The organism is Williamsia sp. CHRR-6 (assembly GCF_018474015.1).
Classification (GTDB): domain Bacteria; phylum Actinomycetota; class Actinomycetes; order Mycobacteriales; family Mycobacteriaceae; genus Williamsia_A.
Window position 1 is genome coordinate 530,455 of record NZ_JAHCSG010000002.1, and the last position, 24,458, is coordinate 554,912.

The 24,458-nt window shown below is 66.7% G+C and carries 23 protein-coding genes and 1 riboswitch; of the genes, 12 read left to right on the top strand and 11 right to left on the bottom strand.

The window, feature by feature from the left end; translation table 11 throughout:
- Positions 1 to 149 precede the first annotated feature (149 nt).
- Positions 150 to 1,451, top strand: coding sequence for a reverse transcriptase family protein (locus KIK15_RS08390; protein ID WP_307851795.1), 1,302 nt, complete (start codon positions 150 to 152; stop codon positions 1,449 to 1,451).
- A gap of 15 nt (positions 1,452 to 1,466) precedes the next feature.
- Here the strand turns inward: KIK15_RS08390 and KIK15_RS08395 are convergent, their stop codons facing one another.
- Positions 1,467 to 1,931 (bottom strand): tRNA (cytidine(34)-2'-O)-methyltransferase, encoded by a 465-nt coding sequence (locus KIK15_RS08395; protein WP_214243716.1) that lies wholly within the window; start codon positions 1,929 to 1,931, stop codon positions 1,467 to 1,469.
- Between the two features lie 130 nt (positions 1,932 to 2,061).
- Here KIK15_RS08395 and KIK15_RS08400 point away from each other — a divergent pair, with 130 nt between their 5' ends.
- From KIK15_RS08400 to KIK15_RS08410, 3 genes are read left to right on the top strand one after another with little or no spacing between them, the layout of a single operon-like run.
- A complete protein-coding gene (locus KIK15_RS08400; protein ID WP_214243717.1) occupies positions 2,062 to 2,988 on the top strand; it encodes a rhomboid-like protein in 927 nt (308 codons plus the stop codon).
- A complete protein-coding gene (locus tag KIK15_RS08405; protein WP_214243718.1) occupies positions 2,948 to 3,805 on the top strand; it encodes a bifunctional methylenetetrahydrofolate dehydrogenase/methenyltetrahydrofolate cyclohydrolase in 858 nt (285 codons plus the stop codon). The genes KIK15_RS08400 and KIK15_RS08405 overlap by 41 nt, the downstream gene beginning before the upstream one ends.
- Positions 3,802 to 4,116: a DUF3017 domain-containing protein gene (locus KIK15_RS08410; protein WP_214243719.1), complete on the top strand. Its 315-nt coding sequence runs from the start codon at positions 3,802 to 3,804 to the stop codon at positions 4,114 to 4,116. Before KIK15_RS08405 ends, KIK15_RS08410 begins: the two co-directional genes overlap by 4 nt.
- 3 nt (positions 4,117 to 4,119) lie before the next feature.
- Here the strand turns inward: KIK15_RS08410 and KIK15_RS08415 are convergent, their stop codons facing one another.
- Both KIK15_RS08415 and KIK15_RS08420 read right to left on the bottom strand, forming a co-directional pair.
- A complete protein-coding gene (locus KIK15_RS08415; protein WP_214243858.1) occupies positions 4,120 to 5,262 on the bottom strand; it encodes a homoserine O-acetyltransferase in 1,143 nt (380 codons plus the stop codon).
- Entirely contained in the window at positions 5,259 to 6,590 is a 1,332-nt protein-coding gene (locus KIK15_RS08420; protein ID WP_214243720.1) for a bifunctional o-acetylhomoserine/o-acetylserine sulfhydrylase, read from the bottom strand. Before KIK15_RS08420 ends, KIK15_RS08415 begins: the two co-directional genes overlap by 4 nt.
- Positions 6,591 to 6,652: 62 nt before the next feature.
- A riboswitch (SAM riboswitch) is annotated at positions 6,653 to 6,780 on the bottom strand.
- Between the two features lie 311 nt (positions 6,781 to 7,091).
- Between KIK15_RS08420 and KIK15_RS08425 the strand changes: the two genes are divergently transcribed.
- The 5 genes from KIK15_RS08425 (at position 7,092) to yhjD (ending at position 12,594) form a co-directional block, all read left to right on the top strand.
- Positions 7,092 to 8,315, top strand: coding sequence for an NADP-dependent isocitrate dehydrogenase (locus KIK15_RS08425; protein WP_214243721.1), 1,224 nt, complete (start codon positions 7,092 to 7,094; stop codon positions 8,313 to 8,315).
- A 91-nt stretch (positions 8,316 to 8,406) separates the two neighbouring features.
- Positions 8,407 to 9,627 (top strand): MFS transporter, encoded by a 1,221-nt coding sequence (locus tag KIK15_RS08430; RefSeq protein ID WP_307851796.1) that lies wholly within the window; start codon positions 8,407 to 8,409, stop codon positions 9,625 to 9,627.
- 10 nt (positions 9,628 to 9,637) lie between these two features.
- Positions 9,638 to 10,474, top strand: a complete 837-nt coding sequence (locus tag KIK15_RS08435; RefSeq protein ID WP_214243722.1) for an exodeoxyribonuclease III — start codon at positions 9,638 to 9,640, stop codon at positions 10,472 to 10,474.
- A gap of 52 nt (positions 10,475 to 10,526) precedes the next feature.
- On the top strand, positions 10,527 to 11,534 hold the full coding sequence (gene trpS / locus KIK15_RS08440) for a tryptophan--tRNA ligase (protein WP_214243723.1): 1,008 nt from the start codon (positions 10,527 to 10,529) through the stop codon (positions 11,532 to 11,534).
- A gap of 10 nt (positions 11,535 to 11,544) precedes the next feature.
- Complete coding sequence (gene yhjD / locus KIK15_RS08445; RefSeq protein ID WP_307851797.1) at positions 11,545 to 12,594, top strand: inner membrane protein YhjD; 1,050 nt, start codon at positions 11,545 to 11,547, stop codon at positions 12,592 to 12,594.
- Here yhjD and KIK15_RS08450 read toward each other — a convergent pair whose 3' ends face one another.
- The 3 genes from KIK15_RS08450 to KIK15_RS08460 all read right to left on the bottom strand — a co-directional run bounded on the left by KIK15_RS08450 (position 12,595) and on the right by KIK15_RS08460 (position 15,811).
- On the bottom strand, positions 12,595 to 13,911 hold the full coding sequence (locus tag KIK15_RS08450; protein ID WP_307851798.1) for a D-alanyl-D-alanine carboxypeptidase family protein: 1,317 nt from the start codon (positions 13,909 to 13,911) through the stop codon (positions 12,595 to 12,597). It abuts the gene before it with no gap.
- Positions 13,912 to 13,973: 62 nt separating this feature from the next.
- Positions 13,974 to 15,362, bottom strand: a complete 1,389-nt coding sequence (locus KIK15_RS08455; RefSeq protein WP_214243724.1) for an aspartate aminotransferase family protein — start codon at positions 15,360 to 15,362, stop codon at positions 13,974 to 13,976.
- A complete protein-coding gene (locus KIK15_RS08460) occupies positions 15,359 to 15,811 on the bottom strand; it encodes an Lrp/AsnC family transcriptional regulator (protein ID WP_214243725.1) in 453 nt (150 codons plus the stop codon). The genes KIK15_RS08455 and KIK15_RS08460 overlap by 4 nt, the downstream gene beginning before the upstream one ends.
- Before the next feature lie 109 nt (positions 15,812 to 15,920).
- Here KIK15_RS08460 and KIK15_RS08465 point away from each other — a divergent pair, with 109 nt between their 5' ends.
- Positions 15,921 to 17,420, top strand: a complete 1,500-nt coding sequence (locus tag KIK15_RS08465; RefSeq protein WP_214243726.1) for an aminobutyraldehyde dehydrogenase — start codon at positions 15,921 to 15,923, stop codon at positions 17,418 to 17,420.
- Complete coding sequence (locus KIK15_RS08470; protein ID WP_214243727.1) at positions 17,413 to 18,846, top strand: FAD-binding oxidoreductase; 1,434 nt, start codon at positions 17,413 to 17,415, stop codon at positions 18,844 to 18,846. Before KIK15_RS08465 ends, KIK15_RS08470 begins: the two co-directional genes overlap by 8 nt.
- A 20-nt stretch (positions 18,847 to 18,866) precedes the next feature.
- On the opposite strand, the gene solA is transcribed toward KIK15_RS08470, so the two are convergent.
- The 5 genes from solA to KIK15_RS08495 all read right to left on the bottom strand — a co-directional run bounded on the left by solA (position 18,867) and on the right by KIK15_RS08495 (position 23,590).
- Positions 18,867 to 20,000, bottom strand: coding sequence for an N-methyl-L-tryptophan oxidase (gene solA / locus KIK15_RS08475; protein ID WP_214243728.1), 1,134 nt, complete (start codon positions 19,998 to 20,000; stop codon positions 18,867 to 18,869).
- On the bottom strand, positions 19,997 to 20,779 hold the full coding sequence (locus tag KIK15_RS08480; RefSeq protein WP_214243729.1) for an amino acid ABC transporter ATP-binding protein: 783 nt from the start codon (positions 20,777 to 20,779) through the stop codon (positions 19,997 to 19,999). Before KIK15_RS08480 ends, solA begins: the two co-directional genes overlap by 4 nt.
- Positions 20,776 to 21,702, bottom strand: coding sequence for an amino acid ABC transporter permease (locus tag KIK15_RS08485; RefSeq protein WP_250324298.1), 927 nt, complete (start codon positions 21,700 to 21,702; stop codon positions 20,776 to 20,778). Before KIK15_RS08485 ends, KIK15_RS08480 begins: the two co-directional genes overlap by 4 nt.
- A 72-nt stretch (positions 21,703 to 21,774) precedes the next feature.
- The gene (locus KIK15_RS08490; protein WP_214243730.1) at positions 21,775 to 22,701 is read right to left on the bottom strand and encodes an ABC transporter substrate-binding protein; all 927 of its coding nucleotides are present in this window, start codon (positions 22,699 to 22,701) and stop codon (positions 21,775 to 21,777) included.
- A gap of 214 nt (positions 22,702 to 22,915) precedes the next feature.
- On the bottom strand, positions 22,916 to 23,590 hold the full coding sequence (locus KIK15_RS08495) for a GntR family transcriptional regulator (RefSeq protein ID WP_214243731.1): 675 nt from the start codon (positions 23,588 to 23,590) through the stop codon (positions 22,916 to 22,918).
- 173 nt (positions 23,591 to 23,763) lie between these two features.
- Between KIK15_RS08495 and KIK15_RS08500 the strand changes: the two genes are divergently transcribed.
- Positions 23,764 to 24,450: a haloacid dehalogenase type II gene (locus KIK15_RS08500; RefSeq protein WP_214243732.1), complete on the top strand. Its 687-nt coding sequence runs from the start codon at positions 23,764 to 23,766 to the stop codon at positions 24,448 to 24,450.
- Positions 24,451 to 24,458 lie beyond the last annotated feature (8 nt).

The following is a 24,458-nucleotide window of genomic DNA, read 5'->3' on the forward strand; positions in this document are numbered from 1 at the left end:
TCCTCGCGATCCGTCTCAGGGGCAACCCCTGGGTTCAGACCACAGCTACACCCTGCGTCCGACGCCACCGGGCACGCTGCGCGTGCTTCATGGCGCCGCGATGACGAGTTGACGGTCACCCTCCCATCGCACACCCTCCTGTCGGCACCGTGACAGATCCCGGGCTGCCACCACCGCATCTGACCGCCGGTCTGCGCAGCGAACAACGCTTCTCTGCCGATCGTGCTGCGTCGCTTGCGAACTGGATCCTGGAGGATCGCGATCTGCTATGGGACAGCTGGGCGGTCTCCGCTCGACTGAGCTGGCAGCTGCCACCGGAGATCGCCGACGAGGTGGCCGATGCGATCCTGGTCGCTCTACCCGAGCAGCCGTCGGCGCCGGAGGTGCTGGCCGAGTTCTTGGCGGCGATCCCGTCCGAGCCGGTGATCATCATCCCCTCTGAGCCGAACCCGCCCGTGGTGGCCGCCGGGCTACCGGTGATCACCGATGTAGGCGAGTTGGCGGCATCACTGAATCTCGACATCGGTGAACTGGAATGGTTTGCCGACCGGGGAACCTGGTTGCGCACCGCGCGAGTACCGTTGCGGCACTATCGGATCACGCGCATCCCCAAGCGCGACGGCGTCCGGATCATCGAGGCACCCAAACCGCGCCTGGCGGAGATCCAACGAAAGATACTGCGCCGCATCCTTGATCACCGCGATCCGCATCCGGCCGCCTGCGGGTTCCGGCGCGGAAAGTCGGTAGCCCACTTCGCGTGGCCGCACACCGACCGACCGGTGGTGCTGCGACTGGATCTGCGGCACTGCTTCACCACGATCGGAACCGCCCGGGTGCGGCGAGTGTTCGCCGACTGCGGGTACTCGCCCGCAGTCAGTCGGGTACTTGCTGAGTTGAGTACCACCACAACATCATCGGATGCGCTAGGGGACCTCGATCCGTGGCTGGCGGCCATGTTGCGGGCGCGCCACCTCCCGCAGGGTGCGCCCACCTCGCCGGCGCTGGCCAATCTGGTGATGATCCGGCTCGATCGCCGCCTGGCCGGGTACGCCCGGCGGCACGCGTTGCGCTACACCCGCTACGGTGACGACCTCGCCTTCAGCGGCGACGCCATGGACGCCGACCGTGTGCTGTGGGCGGTACTGCGGATCGTCGCCGCCGAACGGTTCGTGGTGCATCCCGACAAGACCCGCATCATGGGTCGACATCAACGTCAGCAGTTGGCCGGACTGGTCGTCAACGATCATCCGCAGGTGCCGCGTGCGGAGTTCGATGCCCTGAAAGCTTTGTTGCACAATGCCATCACCACCGGCGCCAGCACTCAGAACCATGCCGGGCACCCCGATTTCCGCGCTCACATCTACGGCCGTATCGCCTGGGTGGGGGCGACCAACGCCTCTCGGCGGGAGCGACTGCTCGCGCTGGCCGATCAGGTCGACTGGTCGGCCTAGATGCGCGACGCCTACTCAGACCGCGCCGGTGAATCCCTGCTGCCGCCACGCCTCGTAGATCACGATGCTCGCCGCGTTGGCCAGGTTCAGTGAGCGCCGACCCGGCAGCATCGGGATGCGGACGCGGTCGGTGACATGTGGATCGGACAAGACCTCCGGTGACAACCCGGTGGGTTCGGGACCGAACAGCAACACGTCGCCGGGGGAATAGTCGACGTCGGTGTGGAAGCGTTGCGCGTGTGCGGTGAACGCGAAGACCCGCTCGGGGTGGAGCGCCGCCCAGGTCGCATCGAGGTCGGGGTGCACCGTCACCGACGCCATGTCGTGGTAATCCAAGCCGGCGCGTTTGACCTTTGCCGCAGACAGGTCGAACCCGAGTGGTTCCACCAGGTGCAACTCGCAGCCGGTGTTGGCCGCCAGCCGGATCGCGTTGCCGGTGTTGGGCGGGATGCAGGGCTCGAAGAACACGATGCGGAACACCGGCCCAGCCTGCCCTATCGCCGGCAAGGTCTGCGGAGCGGGGAATAGCGCTCACATCGTTTGCCGTTGACAGCAGTTGCGCACCCCACGCAAACCGTGGGCCGCCTCAGATCACCGACCGGAGACATCGATGACCGACACCGCGCAACGGCTGACCGGCGTGGCTGCGCCGGTGCGCGAGCTGTCCCGCGATGCGATCACAGCAATCCGGACCGCGCTGACCTGGGCGAGGGATCGTCGCTACCTGGTGCGAGCGGGTCGGCTGGCGATAGTCGACTACGTGCGCAGCGCGCCGGCCACCTTCATCTGGCTGTCGGTGCTGTTCATGACCTCGACGGCCGCGCAGAACATGCCCCACCATCACCTCGATCAGATCCTGCGCACCCGCTCGACCAACATCGAGCATCTGCAAACCAACCCGGTTCCCAGCCTCGTCCGCAGCGCATTGTGGATTGACGGCAGCGTGTGGCTGATGTGGGCGTTGGTGTTCGCCATCATCGTCGCCCCGGTGGAACGTTGGCTGGGTACGCGCCGCTGGGTGATGGTGGTGATCCTCGGCCACGTGGGGGCCACCTACCTCAGCCAAGGCGTCTTGCTGTGGGCGATCGACACCGGCCGCGCGCCACACAGCATGACCGGCGTCATCGACATCGGGGTCAGCTATGGCGTCGCCGCAGTGGCCGGGGTGCTGACCTACCGCATCCCACGACGCTGGCGGCTGGTGTATCTCGCGACGCTCGCGGCCTGGGCCGCCGACCCGTTCGTGGAGCAGTTCTACGGCGGCGCGCACGCCACCTTCACCGATGTCGGTCACCTGTGCGCCGGTCTCATCGGGTTGGCCTGCTACCCGTTGACCTTCCGGGCGCAGGTGCCCACGGTGTTCGGTGTGGCCAAGTCGCCGACGTGGTGGGGTCTGCGGTACCCGATCCACGGTTTCGAGGCGTTTCTCGCCGGTCCGGCGGTGGCGCGCACCAGGGCGCGTTCGGTTCGGTGGATCAATCGGGGACACTGGAGCGGTGACAGCGATCGCCCTCGACGGCAAAGCCACCCGCGATGAGATCTTCGGTGACCTGAAGCAGCGGGTCGATGCCCTGCGTGCCGCAGGCGTCGTCCCCGGCCTGGGCACCGTCCTGGTCGGCGACGATCCCGGCTCCCAGGCCTATGTGCGCGGCAAACATGCCGACTGCGCGAAGGTCGGCATCGAGTCGTTGCGCCGAGGCTTACCCGCCGACACCACCACCGAGCAACTCAACGCCGTCATCGACGAGCTGAACGCCGATCCGGCCTGCACCGGCTACATCGTGCAGTTGCCGCTGCCCGCGCATCTCGACGACAACGCGGCCTTGGAACGGATCGATCCGGTCAAGGACGCCGACGGTCTGCACCCGATCAACCTCGGCCGTCTGGTCTTGGGAACCGAGGCCACGCTGCCGTGCACGCCGCGCGGTTCAGTACATCTGTTGCGCCGCTACGACATCCCCATCGCGGGACGGCACGTGGTGGTGGTCGGACGCGGGGTCACCATCGGTCGGCCCATCGGCCTGTTGCTGACCCGCAAGACCGAGAACGCCACCGTCACGCTGTGCCACACCGGCACGACCGACCTGGCGGCGGAGGTGCGCCGCGCCGACATCGTGATCGCGGCGGCCGGCGTGGCGCATTTGATCACCGCCGACATGGTCAAATCCGGCGCTGCGGTGCTCGATGTGGGCATCAGTCGCACCGAGTCCGGTCTGGTCGGCGATGTGGCGCCCGACGTGTGGGAGGTGGCCGGTCACGTCTCACCCAACCCCGGCGGGGTGGGCCCGCTGACCCGAGCCTTCCTGCTGGTCAACGTCGTCGAACGGGCCGAAGCCCTGCTGGCCGGCCGGTGACCGCGCAGTCCGACGGGCGAACCCGGCGCGCGAGCCGGATCGTCGCGCAGATCCCGTTCCTCATCGTCGCCGCACTGGTGCTGGTCGCGGTGATCCTGGTGCTGGCCGACCGGTGGCGTCGTGGGGCGTTCGTGTTCGGCGGGGCCGCGGTGGTGGCCGCGGTGCTGCGTGCGGTGCTGCCGACGACGCGCGTGGGGTTGCTGCAGGTGCGCGGACGCGTGTTCGACGTGGTGGCGATGGGGACAGCTGGTGCAGCCATCCTGTGGTTGGCGACGTCGATCGACGCGCTGGGAACCGGTATCGACCAGTAGCGGTCAGTGCCGAGCGAGATCCATTGTCAGCGCGAGCAACTCGGCGATCGCGTCGAACTCGGTGAGAAAGCCGTCGTGGCCGTTGTCGGACTCCACCACGTGCAGGCCACCGACGCAGCCGGTGAGCAGGTCGGCGATCTCGGCCTGAGTTCGTAACGGGTACAGCCGATCCGAAGAGATCCCGCCGACTATCGTGGGGACCGTGCAGCCCGCCAGGGCCGCCGCCACGCCACCGCGGTCGCGGCCCACGTCATGGTGGTTGAGCACCTCGCTGAGTACCACGTAGCTACCCGGATCGAAGCGTTCGATCAGCTTGTTGGCCTGGTGTTCGAGGTAGCTCTGCACCGAGTACCGGCCGCCCTGAAGTGGAATCTCCTGTCCCTGAGGGGAGTTGCCGAACCGGTTGTCCATCTCCAGCTCGGACCGATACGTCATGTGCGCGATCCGTCGTGCGATACCCAGTCCTGCCGTCGGTGCCGAGCCGGTGCCGTGATAATCCCCGCCCTGCCAGTGCGGATCGGAGGTGATGGCCGCGACCTGGGTGGTCTGGGTTCCTATCTGATCGGCGGTAGCGCGCGGCCCGACCGCCAACACCAGGGCGCTGCGCACCCGATCAGGATGTCCGACAATCCATTCCAGTGACCGAGCCCCACCCATCGAGCCTCCGAGGACCGCAGCTACCGAGTCGATGCCCAGGGTGTCCATCAGGGCCACCTCGGCACGCACCTGATCACGCACGGTGATGATCGGGAACCGAGATCCCCATGGTCGCCCGGTCGGATCAAGGGTGGCCGGGCCGGTAGAGCCGCGGCACCCACCGAGGACGTTGGCGGCGATAACACACCATTCGTCGGTGTCCACCGCGCAGCCCGGGCCGATCAGACCATCCCACCAACCGGGGGAGGGTTGATCGGGTCCGGCCGCACCGGTCACGTGGGAGTCGCCGGTGAGGGCGTGCAGTGCGATCACGACGTTGTCGCGGGTCGGCGCCAGATGGCCCCACCGTTGGAACGCCAGCGTCACGTCCTCGAACTGGCCGCCGCCCTCGGTAGCGAGCGGACCCACGGACACACTCGTCAGCGCCCCGTCGGGGAGGTTCTCCCAGTCGGTCGCGGTATGTGTCCGTGGATCGATGCTCACCGTCAGGAAGCCGCCGTGAATCCGGAGTTCAGGTCGGCGATGATGTCGTCGATCCCCTCGATGCCCACGGCCAGCCGTACCAGACCCGGCGTGACGCCCGCCGCCAGCTGCTCCTCGGGGGTCAGCTGCGAGTGGGTGGTCGAGGCCGGGTGGATGACCAGCGACCGCACGTCACCGATGTTGGCGACGTGACTGTGCAGGCTCAGGCCCTCGACGAACTTCTTGCCTGCCTCCACGCCGCCCTCGATCTCGAAGGCCACGATGGCACCCTGGCCGCGCGGGGCGAGCTGCTGGCCACGCTCGTACCAGGCTGAGGACTTGAGGCCGGCGTAGATGGCCTTGGTCACCTGCGGATGCTCCTCGAGGAACTCGGCCACCGCTTGGGCGTTGGACACGTGTCGCTCGATCCGCAGGCTCAGGGTCTCCAGACCTTGGGCGAGCAGGAAGGCGTTGAACGGCGAGATGGAGGCACCGGTGTCGCGCAGCCACTGCACCCGCGCCTTGAGCGCGTAAGCCGGGGCGCCGAGGTCGGCGAACACCGCGCCGTGATAGCTGGGGTCGGGGGTGGTGAAGCCGGGGAACAGGTCCACGCCGTCGCGCTGACCACGCCAGTCGAAGGTGCCGCCGTCGACGATGACGCCGCCGATGGCGGTGCCGTGGCCGCCGATGTATTTGGTGGCCGAGTGCACCACGATGTCGGCGCCATGGGCCAACGGTTGGATCAGGTACGGCGTGGCGACGGTGTTGTCGACGATCAGCGGGATGCCGTTGCTGTGGGCTACCCCGGAGATACCGGTGATGTCGAGGATCTCGTTGTTGGGGTTGGAGATGGTCTCGCCGTAGAAGGCACGGGTGTTGGGACGCACCGCAGCCTGCCAGGAGTCCAGGCTCTCGGGATCGTCGACGAAGGAGACCTCGATGCCCAGCTTGGGCAGCGTGTAGTGGAACAGGTTGTAGGTACCGCCGTAGAGCCGCGGGCTGGACACGACGTGCCCGCCGGTCTCGACGATGTTGAGGATCGCGTAGGTCTCGGCGGCCTGACCCGAGGCCAACAGCAACGCCGCCACCCCGCCTTCGAGTGCGGCGATGCGCTGCTCGACGGTGTCCTGGGTGGGGTTCATCAGGCGGGTGTAGATGTTGCCCGGCTCGGCCAGACCGAACAGATCGGCGGCGTGCTTGGTGTCGCGGAAGGTGTAGGAGGTGGTCTGGTAGATCGGCAGTGCACGGGCGTTGCTGGCCACGTCCGGTGACTGGCCCGCATGGATCTGCTTGGTGGCGAAACTCCAGTTCGCGGTCGGATCGACGTCGGCGTCTGTGGTGTGGGCGTCGGACATGCTTGTTGCTTCCTTCTGGGTCGGCCAGGCGCTGTGTTTGCCTGGGATGGGTCCGACCGTCGGACCCGCGCTTGCCGTGAGGGCGGCCCGATCGGGCCGCTCCACAACCTGGTCAATCACCCGGAGCACCCCACCGCGGTTGGAGGGTTGCCGTTCAGCTAGCCGGGGCTTGTCGCTGACACTCATGACCTGGCGACAAGGGTATAACACCGCAGCGAGAGCGAATGAAGGCTCCTGCGCAGGCCGATTCCAACGATGGCGCGCAGGTAGACTGAGCCACAGCAGTACGAGCGTTCTTTTTCTCACCCGCCTGCAGCGGTCGGACCGACGCGAGTACTACCGTGGTCGACAACACAGTCGAACAGCACGGGAAGCACAGCACACCGCGAACAGCCACGACGGGCGTCAGCAGGACGGCGGCCGGGTTCGCGTCATCAGCAAGCACTCACGAGGTGCATCGATGCGGGGTGGGCAACCACGCCGAGGAGGACGCGTAGTCACATGGGCAAGATCAAGGTCGAGGGAACGGTCGTCGAACTCGACGGCGACGAGATGACCCGGATCATCTGGCAGTTCATCAAAGAAAAACTGATCCACCCCTACCTCGACGTCAACCTCGAGTACTACGACCTCGGTATCGAGTACCGCGACGAGACCGACGACCAGGTCACCATCGACGCCGCCCACGCCATCCAGAAGCACGGTGTGGGCGTCAAATGCGCCACCATCACCCCCGACGAGGCCCGCGTCGAGGAGTTCGGGCTCAAGAAGATGTGGCGCTCGCCCAACGGCACCATCCGAAACATCCTCGGTGGCACCATCTTCCGTGCACCGATCATCATCTCCAACGTCCCGCGCCTGGTGCCCGGCTGGACCAAGCCGGTCATCGTGGGCCGCCACGCGTTCGGCGACCAGTACCGCGCCACCGACTTCAAGGTGCCCAAGGCCGGTACCGTGACCATCACCTTCACCCCCGACGACGGCTCCGAGCCCATCGAGCACGAGATCGTCAAGATCCCCGAGGAGGGTGGGGTGGTGATGGGCATGTACAACTTCAACAAGTCCATCGAGGACTTCGCCCGGGCCTCGTTCAACTACGGCCTGCAGCGCAACTACCCGGTATACCTGTCCACCAAGAACACCATCCTCAAGGCCTACGACGGCGCCTTCAAGGACATCTTCCAGCACGTGTTCGACACCGAGTTCAAGGCCGAGTTCGACGCCGCCGGAATCCATTACGAGCACCGGCTCATCGACGACATGGTGGCGTCCTGCCTCAAGTGGGAGGGCGGCTACGTGTGGGCGTGCAAGAACTACGACGGTGACGTGCAGTCCGACACCGTCGCCCAGGGTTACGGTTCGCTGGGGCTGATGACCTCGGTGCTGCTGACCCCAGACGGCAAGATCTGTGAGGCCGAGGCGGCGCACGGCACCGTCACCCGGCATTACCGCCAGCACCAGCAGGGCAAGCCCACCTCGACCAACCCCATCGCGTCGATCTTCGCGTGGTCGCGGGGTCTTGAGCACCGCGGCAAACTCGACAACACTCCCGAGTTGATCGAGTTCGCCCACCAGATCGAGGACGTCGTCATCGACACCGTCGAGAGCGGCAAGATGACCAAAGACCTCGCCCTGCTCGTCGGCGGCGACCAGTCGTTCCTCACCACCGAGGAGTTCCTCGGGGCCATCGACGAGAACCTGCAGGCCGCCCGCAAGGACAGCTGACCCGCGAGGGTGCGTGCCGCGTCCGCCGATGTGAACGACCTCACCGGCGGGCGCGGAATCGTCGGGTCGCTCGCCGTCGTTGCACTTCGTCGTGACCATCTCCCTGCCCACACCCGCCTCACTGGCGCCGCCGATATCGCCGCGGGCCCGCCGACTGGCCATCCTGGCCCTGGCGTTGGGCGGATTCGGGATCGGGACAACCGAATTCGTCGCGATGGGGCTGCTGCCCGCGATCGCTGATTCGCTCGGGGTCTCCGAACCCACTGCCGGGCACACCATCTCGGCGTATGCCCTCGGCGTTGTGGTCGGTGCCCCGGTCATCGCCGCGGCCACGGCGGCGATCTCACGCCGTGTATTGCTGATGGCCCTGATGGGTGCGTTCGTCATCGGAAACCTCGCCACCGTCATCGCGCCGAGCTACCCGACGTTGATGCTGGCCCGCTTCGTCGCGGGGCTGCCCCACGGGGCCTACTTCGGGGTGGCGGCGCTGGTGGCCGCCCATCTCGCCGGGCCGCACCGGCGGGCCGCCGCAGTCGGGCAGGTGATGTTGGGGCTCAGCGTCGCCAACGTGATCGGGGTACCCGCAGCCACCTGGCTCGGCGAGGCCTTCGGGTGGCGAAGCGCGTTCGCGGTGGTCGTGGTGATCGGGGTGGTCACCGTTGCCGCGCTGCTCCGTCATCTGCCTGCCCTGGGTGACATGACCATCACCAACCCACTCACCGAGCTCTCCGCGCTGCGCCGATCGCAGGTGTGGTTCACGCTCCTGATCGGGGTGGTCGGGTTCGGTGGCATGTTCGCCTTCTACACCTACATCCACACCACGCTGACTGACGTGTCGGGGCTGTCGTCGAGTCTGATCCCGTTGGCGCTCATGCTGTTCGGTGTGGGCATGGTGGTGGGCAACCTGCTCGGTGGCATCCTGGCCGACCGGTCGATCGTGGGCACCATCGGCGGTGGGCTGGTGGCCATCGCGGTGTCGTTGCTGGTGTTCGCCGCGGTCGCGCAGTCGGTGTGGGCCGCACTGGTTCTGGTGTTCGTGGTCGGGGTCAGCGGATCGGCGATCGTGCCCGCCCTGCAGACCAGGCTGATGGACGTGGCCGATGACGCCCAGACTCTGGCTGCGGCACTGAACCATTCGGCGTTGAATGTCGCCAACGCGGCCGGTGCGTGGTTGGGCGGGCTGGTCATCGCGGCGGGCTGGGGGTATCGGGCGCCGTCGGTGCTGGGTGCCGGGTTGGCGGTGGCCGGGCTCGGAGTGCTGGCGGCTGCGGTTGGTACGGGCCGTGCCCGTCGGGTCGCGGCCACCACCTAGGGTCGGATGCGTGTCCAGGCCTTCTCTCACCGTCACCACGGTCAACGTCAACGGTGTCCGCGCCGCAGTCAAGCAACGCAACCCCGACAACCCGGGCCTGTTGCCCTGGCTGGGGCGCCCTGAGGGGCGCAGATTCGTTCTGCTGCAGGAGATCCGGGCCTCCTACGACCAGGCAACCGAGGCGCTGGCACCGGCGCTGGAGGCGGGCTGGCACCTGTCGATGTCGGAGTCACGGGTCAAGGGCCACGCCGGGGTGGGGGTGCTCAGCACGGTGGTCCCCGAGCGTGTGCGCGTCGGGTTCGGCAGCGACGAGTTCGATGACACCGGCCGCTACCTCGAGATCGACGTCGCCGCCCACGGCGATGGTGCGCCGTTGACCCTGGGATCGCTGTATCTGCCCAAAGGCGCTGCCGACGGTGCCAAGCGCGACGAGAAGTTCCGGTTCATGGCCCAGTTCGCCGACCACCTCACGCCGCTGTCGCGGCGTCGGCGCGACGTGGTGGTCGGCGGCGACTGGAACATCGCCCACACCGAACTCGATCTCAAGAACGCCAAGGGCAACGTCAAGAACCCGGGCTTCCTGCCCGAAGAACGGGCCTGGGTGGACGAGGTGCTGTCGGGGCGTTGGGTGGACGTGGCCCGCGAGACCGCGGGTGAGGTGCCCGGGCCGTACAGCTGGTGGTCGTGGCGGGGCAAGGCCTTTGACAACGACGCCGGCTGGCGGATCGACTACCAGCTGGTCACCCCCGCGTTGGCGACACGGGTGATCGACGCCCACGTCGAACGCGCATCGGCGTATGACCGTCGGTGGTCTGACCACGCACCGGTCACGGTGACCTACCGGTGAGCGTGCCCAGCAGGTGCACACGCGTTTGCGCCCGGATGAAACAATTGTCGACATGACTCCACCACGGGTGCTGTCCGGTATCCAGCCCACCAGCGATTCGTTCCATCTCGGCAACTACCTCGGTGCGGTGCAGCAGTGGGTGGCGCTGCAGGACGACTTCGAGGCGTATTACTTCATCCCTGACATGCACGCCATCACAGTCGCCCACGATCCGGTCGCGTTGCGTCACCGCACTCGGCTCAGCGTGGCCCAGATGATCGCCGTGGGTGTCGATCCCGAGCGGGCCACCATCTATGTCCAGTCACACATCCCCGAGATCGCCCAGCTCACCTGGGTGTTGAGCTGTCTCACCGGATTCGGCGAGGCCAGCCGGATGACCCAGTTCAAGGACAAGTCGGCCAAGCACGGCAACGATTCGGCCGGGGTCGGCCTGTTCACCTACCCCATCCTGATGGCCGCCGACATCCTGGCTTTCAACGTCAACCGGGTGCCAGTGGGCGAGGATCAACGCCAGCACCTCGAGCTGACCCGAAACCTCGCCCAACGCTTCAACTCTCGGTTCGGGGAGACGTTCGTGGTGCCGGAGGCGCACATCGTGTCCGGAACCGCCAAGATCTTCGACCTGCAGGACCCGACGTCGAAGATGAGCAAATCCGCCGATTCCGACGCCGGTCTGATCAACCTGCTCGACGACCCGAAACGCTCGGCGAAGAAGGTTCGTTCGGCGGTCACCGACAACGACCGTGAGATCCGGTTCGACCCCGAGCACAAACCCGGGGTCAGCAACCTGCTCACCATCCAGTCCGCGCTCACCGGCACCTCGATCGACGAGTTGGTCGCGGGGTACGAGGGCAAGGGCTACGGCGATCTGAAGGTGGCCACCGCCGACGCGCTGGCCGAGTTCGTCACCCCGCTCAAGGGTCGGGTGGACGAATTGCTGTCCGACCCAGCCGAACTCGATGCGATCCTGGCTCGGGGGGCGCAGCGCGCGCGCAGTGAGGCCGCGCTCACCCTGGCCACGGTGTACGACCGTATCGGGTTCCTGCCGGCCGCCCGATGATGGTGCGCCGGTGAGCACAGAGGCGACATCGAACGCCGGCACCGAGCCCACGCGGATGGAGAAGCTGCGGGCCCGCTACCCGTGGTTCGACCACCTCGCCCGCGCGGGCGGTCGCTACCAGGACACCACCGGTGACTTCCTGGCCGCCGGCGCAACCTATTTCAGCATCCTGGCCATCTTCCCGCTGTTGATGATCGGGTTCGCGGTGGCCGGTTTCGTCTTCACCGCCAGCCCCGATCTGTTGTCAGAGGTGAAGGGGCACATCACCGATTCGGTGCAAGGCGACGCCGCCGGTCAGCTCACCCGGCTGATCGATCAGGCCATCGCATCGCGCACCTCGGTGGGGATCATCGGGTTGGTGTTGGCGCTGTACTCCGGACTCGGGTGGATGGCCAACCTGCGTCTGGCGCTGACCCGACAGTGGGGCTCGGTGCCCTCGCCGGGACAGCTGGTGCGCACCAAGCTCAGCGACCTCGGTGCGCTGCTGGGGCTGTTCGTCGCGCTGGCGGCGTCCTTCGGTCTCTCGGCGTTGGCCGGTAGCCGATTGCCGGTGCTGATCGTCGATGCACTCCATATCGCAGACGTCCCAGGGATATCCGTCGTGATCCGAGCCGTGTCCATGGTGATGTCGCTGATCGGTTCGGTGCTGTTGTTCACCTGGATCATCGCGCGACTGCCCAGGATTCGGCTCCCGTTCCGCAACGCCGTGAAGGCCGGTGCGTTGAGCGGGATGGTATTCGAACTCTTCAAGTATGTGGCCACGTTCTACCTCGCCGGGGTGACCAACGGGCCGGCCGGTGCCACCTTTGGACCGATCATCGGCATCATGGTGTTCGCGTTCCTCACCACCCGGATCATCTTGTTCGCCACCGCGTGGGCCGCCACCGACGAGGCCAACGCCAGGTTCACCCAGGCGGAACTGCCCGCTGCGGTGACGGTGTCGCCGAAGGTGACGGTGCGGCGCGAACCCTCGGCCGGGTCGCTGGCGCTCGCCGCCGGTGTCGGTGCGGTGCTGGTTGCGGTGGGAGCGAGGTTGCGTCGCAGTGGTGTTCGCCGGTGATCAGCGGGATCGTCGGTTGATGCGCAGCGCTGCATAGATCAGCCCGAGGACGATCACGAGGCCCACGGTGCCACCGAGGAGACGGCCGGTCCATGAATCGCTGGTTTCTGATCCGTCGTCGTCTCTTGCGCTCGCGCGCGGTGTGCCTGCGTTGTTCGTGGCGGCAGGCTGGGCCACAGTCGGGGTGACCAGCGTCCCGACCGATGCGTCCGCAGGAACCGTGAAGCCGTGGTCGAGCAGTGCAGTCGCCTGGTCCCAGTAGGAGTCGCCGGCCTCGTTGAGGCCGAACATCTGCACCACGATCAGGGTGCGGCCACGCCGATCCACTGCTCCGACAAAGGTTTTGCGGGCGTCGTCGGTGAAGCCGGTCTTACCGCCGATGATTCCGGGATACCCCTCGACCAACAGTCGGTTCTGAGACTGCATCTGATATCCGGGGTGGTCGGTGTCGCCGGGTACGTCGGGTAGCCGGGGAAACCCGGGAAACGGCGCGCTGACGTGGGAGATGAGGTCACGAAAGGTCGGATTCTTCAGTCCCGCACGAAAGATCAGGGCCAGGTCGTAGGGCGAGGTGCTCATCCCGGGCGCGTCGAGTCCCGACGGGGATGCGGCCCGGGTGTCCTGCGCGCCGAGTCGTTGCGCCATCGCGTTCATCTTGCTCAGGGCCGTCTCTCGCCCACCCAGAGTGCGGGCCAGGGCGTTGGCGCAGTCGTTGCCCGACACCATCAGCAGACCCTGCAACAGCTGGCGGACGGTATACCGCCCACCAGGACCGATACCGGCCGAGTCGCCTTCCATGCCGTAGTCCTCGCGGGTGCCGATCACCACCTGATCCAGGTTCAGCTCGTCGAGGACCACCAACGCCAGCAGTGTCTTGATGGTGCTGGCCGGGCGGTAGCGCCCGTGTGGGTCCTTGGCGGCCAACACTTGTCCAGAACCGGCGTCGGCCACCAGCCAGCCCGCCGAGGTGATGCCGCGGGGAATGGCGCTCGGGTTGCCTGCCGTGATGACGCCGCAGGCCGCCAACCGATCTCCGCCGACAGGTGGTCGCGGCACCGGCAACGGCGGGGGTGCGCTCTGCCCAGGAGGGGGTACCTCCGAGGTGTCCACCGGCGGGGCCGGGATCACCCGATAGGGACACGACGCGGTGTCGGGGGTGGCTGGAATGGGGTCACCGGGGTGCACCGGTTCGGCCGACACCACCGCATCGGGTGAGTTCGTCCAGCCGGGCAGCAGCGCCGACGTGGGCAGCACAGCGATGACGGCCACGGCAGCGACGGCGGCCATCGGGATGAGACGGGGTCGGCGCGAGAGCACGGGTCTGACGCTACCGGCACCGGGTGGAGTAGCGGCGGAGGTGGCGCCGACACCGGCTGTGGTCAGATCTTGGAGAAGGCCTCGGTCAACACCGACCGCAGGATCTGCTCCATCTCGTCGAACTCCGCCTGCCCACAGATCAGTGGTGGCGCCAACTGCACCACCGGGTCGCCGCGGTCGTCGGCCCGGCAGTACAGGCCCGCATCGAACAGCGCGTGTGAGAGGAACCCGCGCAGCACCCGTTCGGATTCCTCGGCGGTGAAGGTCTCCTTGGTGGCCTGATCCTTCACCAACTCGATGCCGTAGAAGTAGCCTTCCCCGCGCACGTCGCCCACGATGGGAAGATCCTTGAGACGCTCCAACGTCTTTCGAAACGCCGGTGCGGTGTGCTTGACGTGGTCGGTGATGCCCTCGTTGTCGAAGATGTCGAGGTTGGCCAGGGCGACGGCCGCCGACACCGGATGCCCGCCGAAGGTGTAGCCGTGGGCGAACGAGGTGATCCCGTCGTCGAAGGGCTCGAAGAGGCGATCGCTGGCGATCATCGCCCCGATCGGGGAGTAGCCCGAGGTCATGCCCTTGGCGCAGGTGATGATGTCGGGCACGTAGCCGAAGTCGTCGCAGGCGAACATCGATCCGATCCGGCCGAACGCGCAGATCACCTCGTCGGAGACCAGCAACACGTCGTAGGAGTCGCAGATCTCACGGACTCGCTCGAAGTACCCCGGTGGCGGCGGAAAACACCCACCGGCGTTCTGAACCGGTTCGAGGAAGACGGCAGCGACGGTGTCAGGGCCCTCGAACTCGATGGCCTCGGCGATCCGGTCGGCGGCCCACCGCCCGAACGCCTTGGGGTCGTCGCCGTGTTCGGGAGCCCGATAGATGTTGGTGTTGGGGACCCGGAACGCCCCGGGGGTCAGCGGCTCGAAATCCTGCTTCATCGCCGGGATCCCGGTGATGGCCAGCGCGCCCTGAGGGGTGCCGTGGTAGGCGACTGCACGCGAGATCACCTTGTGCTTGTAGGGCTTTCCCTTCAGCTTGAAGTACTTCTTGGCCAGCTTCCACGCGCTCTCCACCGCTTCGCCGCCGCCGGTGGTGAAGAAGACCCGGTTCAGATCCCCGGGTGCGTAGTGGGCCAGCCGCTCGGCCAGTTCCACGGCGGTGGGGGTGGCGTAGGACCACAGCGGGAAGAACCCGAGGGTCTGCGCCTGATTCGCCGCTGCGCGAGCGAGTTCCTCACGGCCGTGGCCGATCTGGACCACGAAGAGACCGGACAGTCCGTCGATGTAGCTGCGGCCGCGGTCGTCGAAGATCCGCACGCCTTCGCCGCGGGTGATGATGGGTGGGGTGATGCCCTGTCCGTGCCGGGTGAAGTGACCCCACAGATGCCGCGCGCTGCGGGCACCGCGCGAATCGGGTGCGCTGGTGATGTCTGGTTCGCTGGTGAGTGTCATCGGGTACCCCAATTGTATTGCTGTTTGACAAGTTTCAGGTATACGAGGGTTTCGGTGGCGGTGACCCCCGGCTGGGATCGGATCTGCTTGTTCAGCAGTTCCAGGAGTGCGTCGTCGTCCTCGCACACTGCCTCGATGATGATGTCGTAGGACCCGGCGGTCAGGACCACATAGTCGATCTGCGCGATCTGCGCCAACGCCTCGGCCACCACCACCGAGTCGCCAGTGCATCGGATGCCGATCATGGCCTGGCGCGAGAAACCAACCCGCAGTGGATCGGTCACCGCCACGATTTGCAGCAATCCACTGTCGCTGAGTTTTTGGACACGGTTGCGCACGGCCGCCTCAGACAAACCCACCGACTTGCCCACCGAGGCATAGGACCTACGCCCGTCGGTCTGCAGTGCTTCGATGATCTTGCGTGAGATGTCGTCGAGCTCCTTGGCCACCGAGCAATCGTGACGTAATCAGTGGTTTTCTGCAACCGAAATGACTGATTCTGTTGTTTGGTGCTTCATTCGCCGCGAATTCGAGCTGGCACGCCTAGCATCGGGGGGCATGACCTGCTCCCACGCCGCCGGCTGGATCGCCGGATCGGCTCACGCATTCCACGGCCTCGAGCACTCGGTGATCGACCCGGCCACCGGCGAGGCCGTCGCGACGATGCATCTGGCCGAACCCGCCGACGTGGACGCCGCCGTCGAGGTGGCGCGCGGTGCCCTACCGGGCTGGTCGAGCGCCACGCCGGCGCACCGATCGTCGGTGTTGGCACAGTTGGCTCGCCGGATGGCCGACTCCGCTGATGAACTGGCCGAACAAGAGGTGGCTCAGACCGGCAAGACCATCCGGATGGCCACCGAGTTCGACGTGCCCGGGTCGGTGGACAACGCCGATTTCTTCGCCGGGGTGGCGCGCAACCTCGAGGGAAAGGCGAGCGCTGAATACTCCGCTGATCACACCTCCTGGATCCGTCGCGAGGCCATCGGGGTGGTCGGAAGCATCACCCCATGGAACTATCCGCTGCAGATGGCGGTGTGGAAGGTGTTGCCCGCGTTGGCCGCCGGCTGTTCGGTGGTGCTCAAACCAGCCGAGCTGACGCCGCTGACCACACTGACATTGGCTCGGCTGGCCACCGAGGCCGGTCTGCCCGACGGGGTGTTGTCGGTCATCACCGGGACCGGACCGCAGGTGGGTGCGGCCATCGCCGGACACCCCGGGGTCGACCTGGTCACGTTCACCGGGTCCACCGCCGTGGGCCGATCGGTGATGGCCGCCGCCGCGACCAACGGCACGCGGGTGCAGCTCGAGCTGGGCGGCAAGGCGCCCTTCGTGGTCTTCGACGACGCCGATGTGCAGGCGGCGATCCACGGGGCGGTGGCGGCGGCCCTGATCAACGGCGGCCAGGACTGCACCGCGGCTACCCGGGCCATCGTGGCTCGCCCGGTGTGCGACGAGTTCGTCGCCGGGGTGGCCGAGGTGATGGCGCAGGTCGTCGTCGGCGATCCGCGCGACCCGGCGACCGACATGGGATCGCTGATCTCCATCGCCCACCGCGACCGGGTGGCTGCGCTCGTCGAACATGCACGCGCCGAGGGGATTCGGGTGGTCACCGGTGGCACGGTGCCCTCGGGTGCAGGTGCGTTCTATCCGCCGACGCTGTTGGCCGAGGTGACCCCCGCAGCGAAGGTCTTCACCACCGAGGTGTTCGGTCCGGTGCTCACCGTCACCGCCGTCGACGACGACGACACCGCTATCGGCCTGGCCAACGACACCCCCTACGGTCTGGCCGCGTCGGCCTGGACCCGTGACGTGTACCGGGCGCAGCGGGCGTCGCGCGAGATCCGGGCGGGCTGCGTGTGGATCAACGACCACATCCCGATCATCAGCGAGATGCCGCACGGTGGGATGGGGGCCTCGGGATTCGGCAAGGACATGTCCACCTACTCCCTCGACGAGTACCTGGCCATCAAACACGTGATGAGTGACATCACCGCGGTGGCCCGCAAGCCCTGGCACCGAACGGTGTTCACCGGAGACGGTGGCGGGTCAGATGATTGAGTCTGATACCCGCGACTGGCTCGAGGTGCCCACTGATCGCGGGTGGCAGATGATCTCCGGCGCGACCCGCGCCTCGTTCTGGCTCGACCGTCCCGAGCGGCCCGATCCGCGACCGGCACTGGTGGGCGACCTCGACACCGACCTGCTGGTGATCGGTGCCGGTTTCACCGGGCTGTGGACTGCGGTCATCGCGGCCGAGGAGAACCCGGGTCGCCGCATCGTGGTGGTCGAGGCAGATCGGATCGCCGAGGGTGCGTCAGGCCGCAACGGCGGGTTCTGCTCGGCCAGCCTCACCCACGGGCTGGCCAACGGGGTGGCGCGCCACCGTGACGAGCTCGCGACGCTGCTGACGATGGGCGTGCAGACGCTCGACGAGATCGAGAAATCGTTGGTGCGTCTCGGGGTCGATGCGGACGCTGAGCGCGTCGGCGAGCTCGACATCGCCAACCACGATTGGCAGCTCGATCAGCTACGCGAACACTGCGACACCGCAGCGCAATTCGGTCTTCCCGATGTGTTGCTCGACACCGATGCCGCCCGCGCGACCATCGCCTCGCCGATGGTTCTCGGCGCCACCTTCGACCCGCACGTGATGATGCTGGATCCGGCGCGGCTGGCCTGGGGTCTTGCAGCAGCCGCCGAGCGGTTGGGTGTGCACATCGCCGAACACACTGCGGTGACCGGAATCTCGCGCAGCCGGGGGCGTGTACGCGTCAGCACCGCAATCGGGTCGATCACGGCTGATCGCGTGGTGGTGGCGACCGGTGCCGCGCGACCGCTGCGCCGCCGTGACCGGTGGGCCACGGTGCCGGTCTGGGACTACGTCCTGATGACCGAGCCGCTGTCGCCGCAGCAGCGCGCGGCCATCGGGTGGTCGGGGCGAGAAGGTCTTGCCGACTGCGGATCTCGCTTCCATTACTTCCGACTCACCGCCGACGACCGCATCCTCTTCGGTGGGTGGGATGCTCTGTACCGCTTCGGATCTGACCGCGACGTCCGGTACCAGCAGGATGACCGCGAGTTCGCGCTGCTCGCCGAGCATCTCGTGCAGATGTTCCCGCAACTCGATGGTGTCGGCATCAGCCACCGTTGGGGTGGTGCCATCGACACCTGCACCCGATTCTCGGCCTATTGGGATCTTGGCCTGGGCGGGCGGGTGGTGTCGGTACTCGGCTTCACCGGTCTCGGTGTCGGCGCATCGCATTTCGCAGCGCGCACCGCCCTCGACCTCGTCGACGGACGCGACACCGAACGCACCCGCCTGTCGATGGTGCGGCGGCGACCCCTGCCATTCCCGCCCGAACCAATGCGCTGGATCGGGATCACCATCACGCGCCGGGAATTCGCTCGGATGGATCGCAACCGTGGCCGGCGTGGCTGGTGGCTGCGCACGATGGACGCGCTGGGTCTGGGCTTCGACAGCTGACGCCGCGTCTCCAGGTCTGCTCAGTGAAACCGGTTGGGTCGCAGGAAGTCCACATTGACGATCCCGGCGTCACCGCCGAGCGCCTCGGTGGCGGCGACGGCCCCGAACGCCGGGGCCATCTTGAACCCGGCGCCGGAGAAACCGGTGCCCAGATAGATGCGTTGACTGCCGGGGGCGAACCCCACCAAGCCGTGCCCGTCATCGGTGTGCAGATCACCCCACACATCGCTGCGGACGATGGTCGGATACAGGTCGGGGAAGTACTCGGTGGCCGTCGCGATGGTCTCGTCGATCTCGGCCGCGCTGAGAGCGCGGTCGACGGTGTCGGGATGCTCGCAGGCCGAGCTGCGACCGTCCAGCGTCGCCTTGACGGTGGCCCCGTCGGTGGACGGCGCGCCGTACATCGACTTGTCTGCGGTGATCCTGATGAAGATCGGAAAACGACTGGGACTGAACATCTCCGGGTGTCGCGTTGCGAACCAGGTGAGGATGGTCCGATGCGGTCGCACGTGTGCGCGCAACGACTCGGGCAGTAGTGCACTGGCCCAGCCGCCGGGGCTCAGGATCACTCGCGCGGCGGTGTAGGTGGCCGTGTCGGTACTGATGCGGACGCCGCGCGGGGTCTCGGTCACCTCGCCCACCGTGGCGCCGGAGATCACCGTGGCCCCGGCTTCGGTGGCACACCGCACCGCCGACAACACCGCCTGATCGGTACGCAGGAAGCCCGCCTCGGGATCGAACACCCCGCACTCATCAGGACCCAGCGCGTGTTGCGGGTAGCGCCGCGACAGCTCGTGGTGGTCCAGGAACTCGTAGGGGGCGGGCGTGCGTCGGATGGAAGCCAGGAGCTCGGGCAGGTAGCGGCCGTGTTCCTCACCGATCGCCAAGCCGCCGCACTGAGTGAATATCTCAGCGCCCGAATCGGATTCGAGTTCGCGCCACAACCGCTGTGCGTGCGACAGAATGGGGTGGTAGTCGGCGTCACCACGAAAGGTCATCCGGAACAGCCGCGTGTCGCCGCCTGCGGCACTACGGGTGTGAGCCGGTGTCGCCGCCTCCAAGCCCAGGACGTCGACACCCGCTCTCGCGGCCTGCCACAGCGCCATACTGCCCACGCTGCCCACCCCGACGATGGCCAGGTCGACATCGGTCACGGCAACACCTTCTCCAAGAACCGTTGGGTACGTTCGTGTTCGGGATGGCCGAGCACTGCGGCCGGACTGCCCTGTTCCACGACGACGCCGCCGTCCATGAACACGACCGTGTCGGCGACCTCACGGGCGAAGCCCATTTCGTGGGTGGCGATCACCATCGTCATGCCCTGGTGCGCCAGGTTTTTCATCACCGCCAGCACCTCTCCCACCCGTTCGGGGTCCAGCGCACTCGTCGGTTCGTCGAACAGCATCACCGTCGGTTCCATGGCCAGCGCGCGTGCGATGGCCACCCGCTGTTGCTGCCCGCCGGAGAGCTGCCATGGATAGTGCTCTTCGTGACCGGCCATTCCGACGCTGGCCAGCAGGGCGTCGGCGCGCGCGATCACATCGCGTCTGCGTAGCTTCTTCACCAGAACCGGCCCGGCCAGCACATTCTCGCGTGCGGTCATGGTGGGGAAGAGATTGAACTGCTGAAAGACCATTCCGATCCGGGCGCGCTGGCGCGCTATCTCAGATGGCCGCAGCGCGACCATCTGCTTCTCGGTCTCCCGGTATCCGACGTGCTCGCCGTTCACCTTCAGCACGCCGTGGTCCACCGGTTCGAGTCCATCGATGCAGCGCAACAGAGTGGACTTGCCCGAGCCGCTCGGCCCGATCAGACACACGATCTCTCCGCACGCGATGTGCAGGTCGATGGAGCGCAGCACGGTGTTGTCGCCGAAGGACTTGTGCAACGCGCGCGCCTCGATGGTCCCCACCCCGGCCGTGGCGCCGGTCATCGCGCACCCACCGGCACATCGGCGAGATCGAGCGAGGTCTTGACCCGGTTGCGCGAGAGCGAATATCGCTTCTCCAGCAACGACTGTGGGTAGCTGAGCAGCAGCGTCATGATCAGATACCAGAGGCTCACCACGATCAGCAGTGGGATGGTCTGGTAGTTCTTGGCGTAGATGAGCTGTGCACTCTGCAGCAGTTCGGCGACACCGAGCACGCTGACCAACGAGGTCTCCTTGAACATACCGATCACCTGGTTGCCCACAGCCGGGATGATCGCGGGCATGGCCTGCGGGATGGTCACCTTGCGCAGCCGCGTGAACGAGCTCATACCGAGGGAGTCGGCCGCTTCGAGTTGCCCGGCGGGGACCGAGGCGAATCCGCCGCGGATGATCTCGGCGAGGTAAGCAGCCTCGTTGAGGGACAGGCCGATGATTGCTGCGGTCGTCGCGCTCATCAACCGGTTGACGTCGACCTGATGGGAGAAGTCGGTGAACGGGACACCGACGGAGATGTCGGGGTAGAGCGCGGCGATGTTGAACCAGAAGATGAGCTGCACCAGCACCGGCGTGCCGCGGAAGAACGTGGTGTAGCCCTGGGCGAGCAGGCGCAGCGGGAGGAACGGCGAGACCCGCAGCATGGCGACGAACAACCCGATGATCGTTCCGAAGAACATCGCGGCCGCGGTCAGCGTGATGGTCAGGCCGAGGCCTCGCATGATGGTGTCGGCGGTGAAATACTTTGCCACCACACCGAACTGGTAGTTGTCGTTGGTCACCAGCGTGTGCGCCACCGCACCGATCACCCCGGCGCACAATGCCCAGGCGGCATATTCGAGCAGGGCAGGACGTCGGATCCTGGGTTTGGCGAGAGTCGCGGCGTCGGAGTCGGTCAGCGTCGACATGGTGTCGACCGTCCGATCTGCCATCGGATGCCCCTTCTGTAATCGCCCTGGTGTGTCGGGGTCGTCCACGTTGGGTTGCCTCCTGGGATGGGTGGTCTACTTGGTCAGCAGTTCTGCGTTCTCGATGGCGCCGGTCTCCAGGCCCCAGCGAGCCAACGCGGCCTTGTACGCCGGGGTGGCCATGATGGCGGTGAGTGCCTTCTGAATCGCCGGGCCGAGGCTCGAGCCCTTCTTCACCCCTAGGGCCACGACGTCATCGCCCTCGGTCTTCTCGTACTGCGGGGTGGTGAGCTCGAAGAGGTCCGGCTTCTCCTTGGCGGCGAACCCGACCTGCGGGGTGTCGCCGAAGAGCCCGTCGACCCGCTTGGACGCGATCTGCGTCAGCGCCCCCTGAACGTCGGGTAGCACCACGGTTTGTACAGCGGGTTTGCCCGACTCGGTGCACTGCTTGCTCAGCTGGGGGAGGTAGGTCTCCTGTTGCGTGGAGCCGACCGTGACCGCGATCTTCTTCCCGCACACTTTGTTTCCGACCAGGCTCAGGCCTTCGGGGTTGCCCTTGGTGGTGACCAACGACGATCCGTCGGCCCAGTAGGTCACCATGTCGAGAACCTTCAGTCGCTCTGCGGTAGGCGTGAGGTTGGTGGCTGTGAAGTCGTAGCGACCCGAGGCGATGCCGGGGATCACGTTGTCGAACGGCACGTTCTTCACGTCCACCCGCAGTCCGAGGGCCTGCCCGATCAACTTCCCGATGTCGACGTTGTACCCGATCGGCGTCTTGTTGTCGGTGTCGAGGTAGGACGTCGGAGGGTACTTCAGGTCGAGCGCCAGGCTCAGGCTGCCGCGGGCCTTGGCCTCGGCGGGTAGGAGAGCGGCGGCCGCAGCGTCGACGCCCACCGTGGGCAGCGCGGCCTGACTGGTGCTGCCCGGCCCTGTCGACGAGTCGCCGTCGTCAGTGCTGCAGGCGGCGCTCAATAGCAGAGCCGGGATGGTCACCGCGAGCGCTAGACGTCGTACGAGAGCCATGGTGCTCGTCCTTTCACAGTTGCGAAGCCAGGATGCCGTGCGCCGAGACGGGGGCTGGCGTGCTTCGCTTTGGTGGTATCCAAGCACGGTATCGGAAAGATTGTCGACCGTATACGGTTTCAAGATTGTTTCGTCTGACGCGCGGTCGACCGAGTACGTCGATGCACTGCGCACGTCATCGCGCCCGAGCAGCGAAGGCGTGCGGGCGCGACGGTCAGCGCGCAGGCGGGGCGGTGAGGTTGCGGGCGGCGGCAGTGAGGTGATCGACGATGGCGGCCTGCAGCCCCTCGCCGTCGCTGCGTGCGAGCAGGTCGACGAGCACCTGGTGATCATCGATGATCTCGGTACCCGAGGGCCGGGCCAGCTCGAGGCGGTTGATGCACGTGAGCGCCTGCGCAGAGAGGATGGTGTAGGCGTCGGTGAGTCGGGAGTTCTGTGCGGCCGCGACGAAGGTGCGATGGAATTCCAGGTCGGCTGCCGAGACCAGCCTACGGTCGTTTCGGCCGACCGCACGGCGCAGCTCGTCGAGGCATGTGCGCAGCTCATCGCAGGCGCGGGCGGTTTGCGGGCCACGGTCGAGGATGCGTTTGGCCGCGTGCGTCTCGATCGCGACCCGAGCGTCGTATATCTCCCAGATGTCGGCGCTGGAGAAGGTGACGACCGAGACCCCACGGTTGCGAGCGGCAACCAGTAATTGTTGCTGAACCAGTTGCTGCAGCGCCTCGCGCACCGGCGCACGCGAGACGCCGAGCAATTCTGCGATCCGCGCTTCGGCGAGCTGCTCGCCGGGTGCCAGCTCGCCTTCGATGATCATCTGTCGTAGCTCGGCCACGATGCGGGCAGAGGTGGACTTGCGTTCCAGGGTGCGGAGACTGTCCAGGCCGGCCATCGCGCCCACTTTCCTCGGGTGCGCTCACCGAGCGCCATGTATGTACTGGACAATCCTCACGTCGGCGGGGGCGTGTGTCAAACGGATTCAGTCGACGGTCGACAATATGCCGCCCTGGCGATACGGTAGGCCGTCAGATCGTGCGTAAGCACTCTCCCCACGGAAGGACTGCAGTGGCCAGCCTCGAACTCGACCCGACCAAGCGCCCGGACTTCATCTCGTTCGATTGCTACGGCACCCTGATCTACTTCGAGATCACCAGCACCACGCTGGAGCTGATCGGCGACCAGCTCGACGACGAACAGATCGCCCGCTTCCTGCCCCGATTCTCCAAGTACCGCTACGACGAGGTGTGTGGTGACTACCGGCCCTACGCCGAGGTATTGCACAACGCCTACGCCCGGACGTGTCGAGCATTCGGTGTCGACGTGGCACCCGATGCCGGGGAGCGCTTGGCCGCGGCCGTGCTCACCTGGGGGCCGCACGCCGACGTCCCGGCCCCGCTGGCGACGATGGGTGCGAACTACCCGCTGGTCATACTCTCCAACGCCGACACCTCGTTCCTCGACGTCTCCGTGCCGAAGCTGGGCGCGCCGTTTCACGCGGTGTACACCGCCGAACAGGCACAGGCCTACAAGCCGCGCTATCAGGCGTTCGAATACATGCTCGAGCAGCTGGGCACCACCCCGGACCGGATATTGCATGTGTCGTCGCACACCCGCTACGACCTCATGCCCGCCGATGATCTGGGTTTCACAAACAAGGTGTTCCTCGACCGCGGCTACGACCCGCAGAGCCCTGCCTACCGCTACGTGACCGTGGGCTCGCTCGACGAGCTCAACCGGCAACTCGGACTGTGACTGGAGAC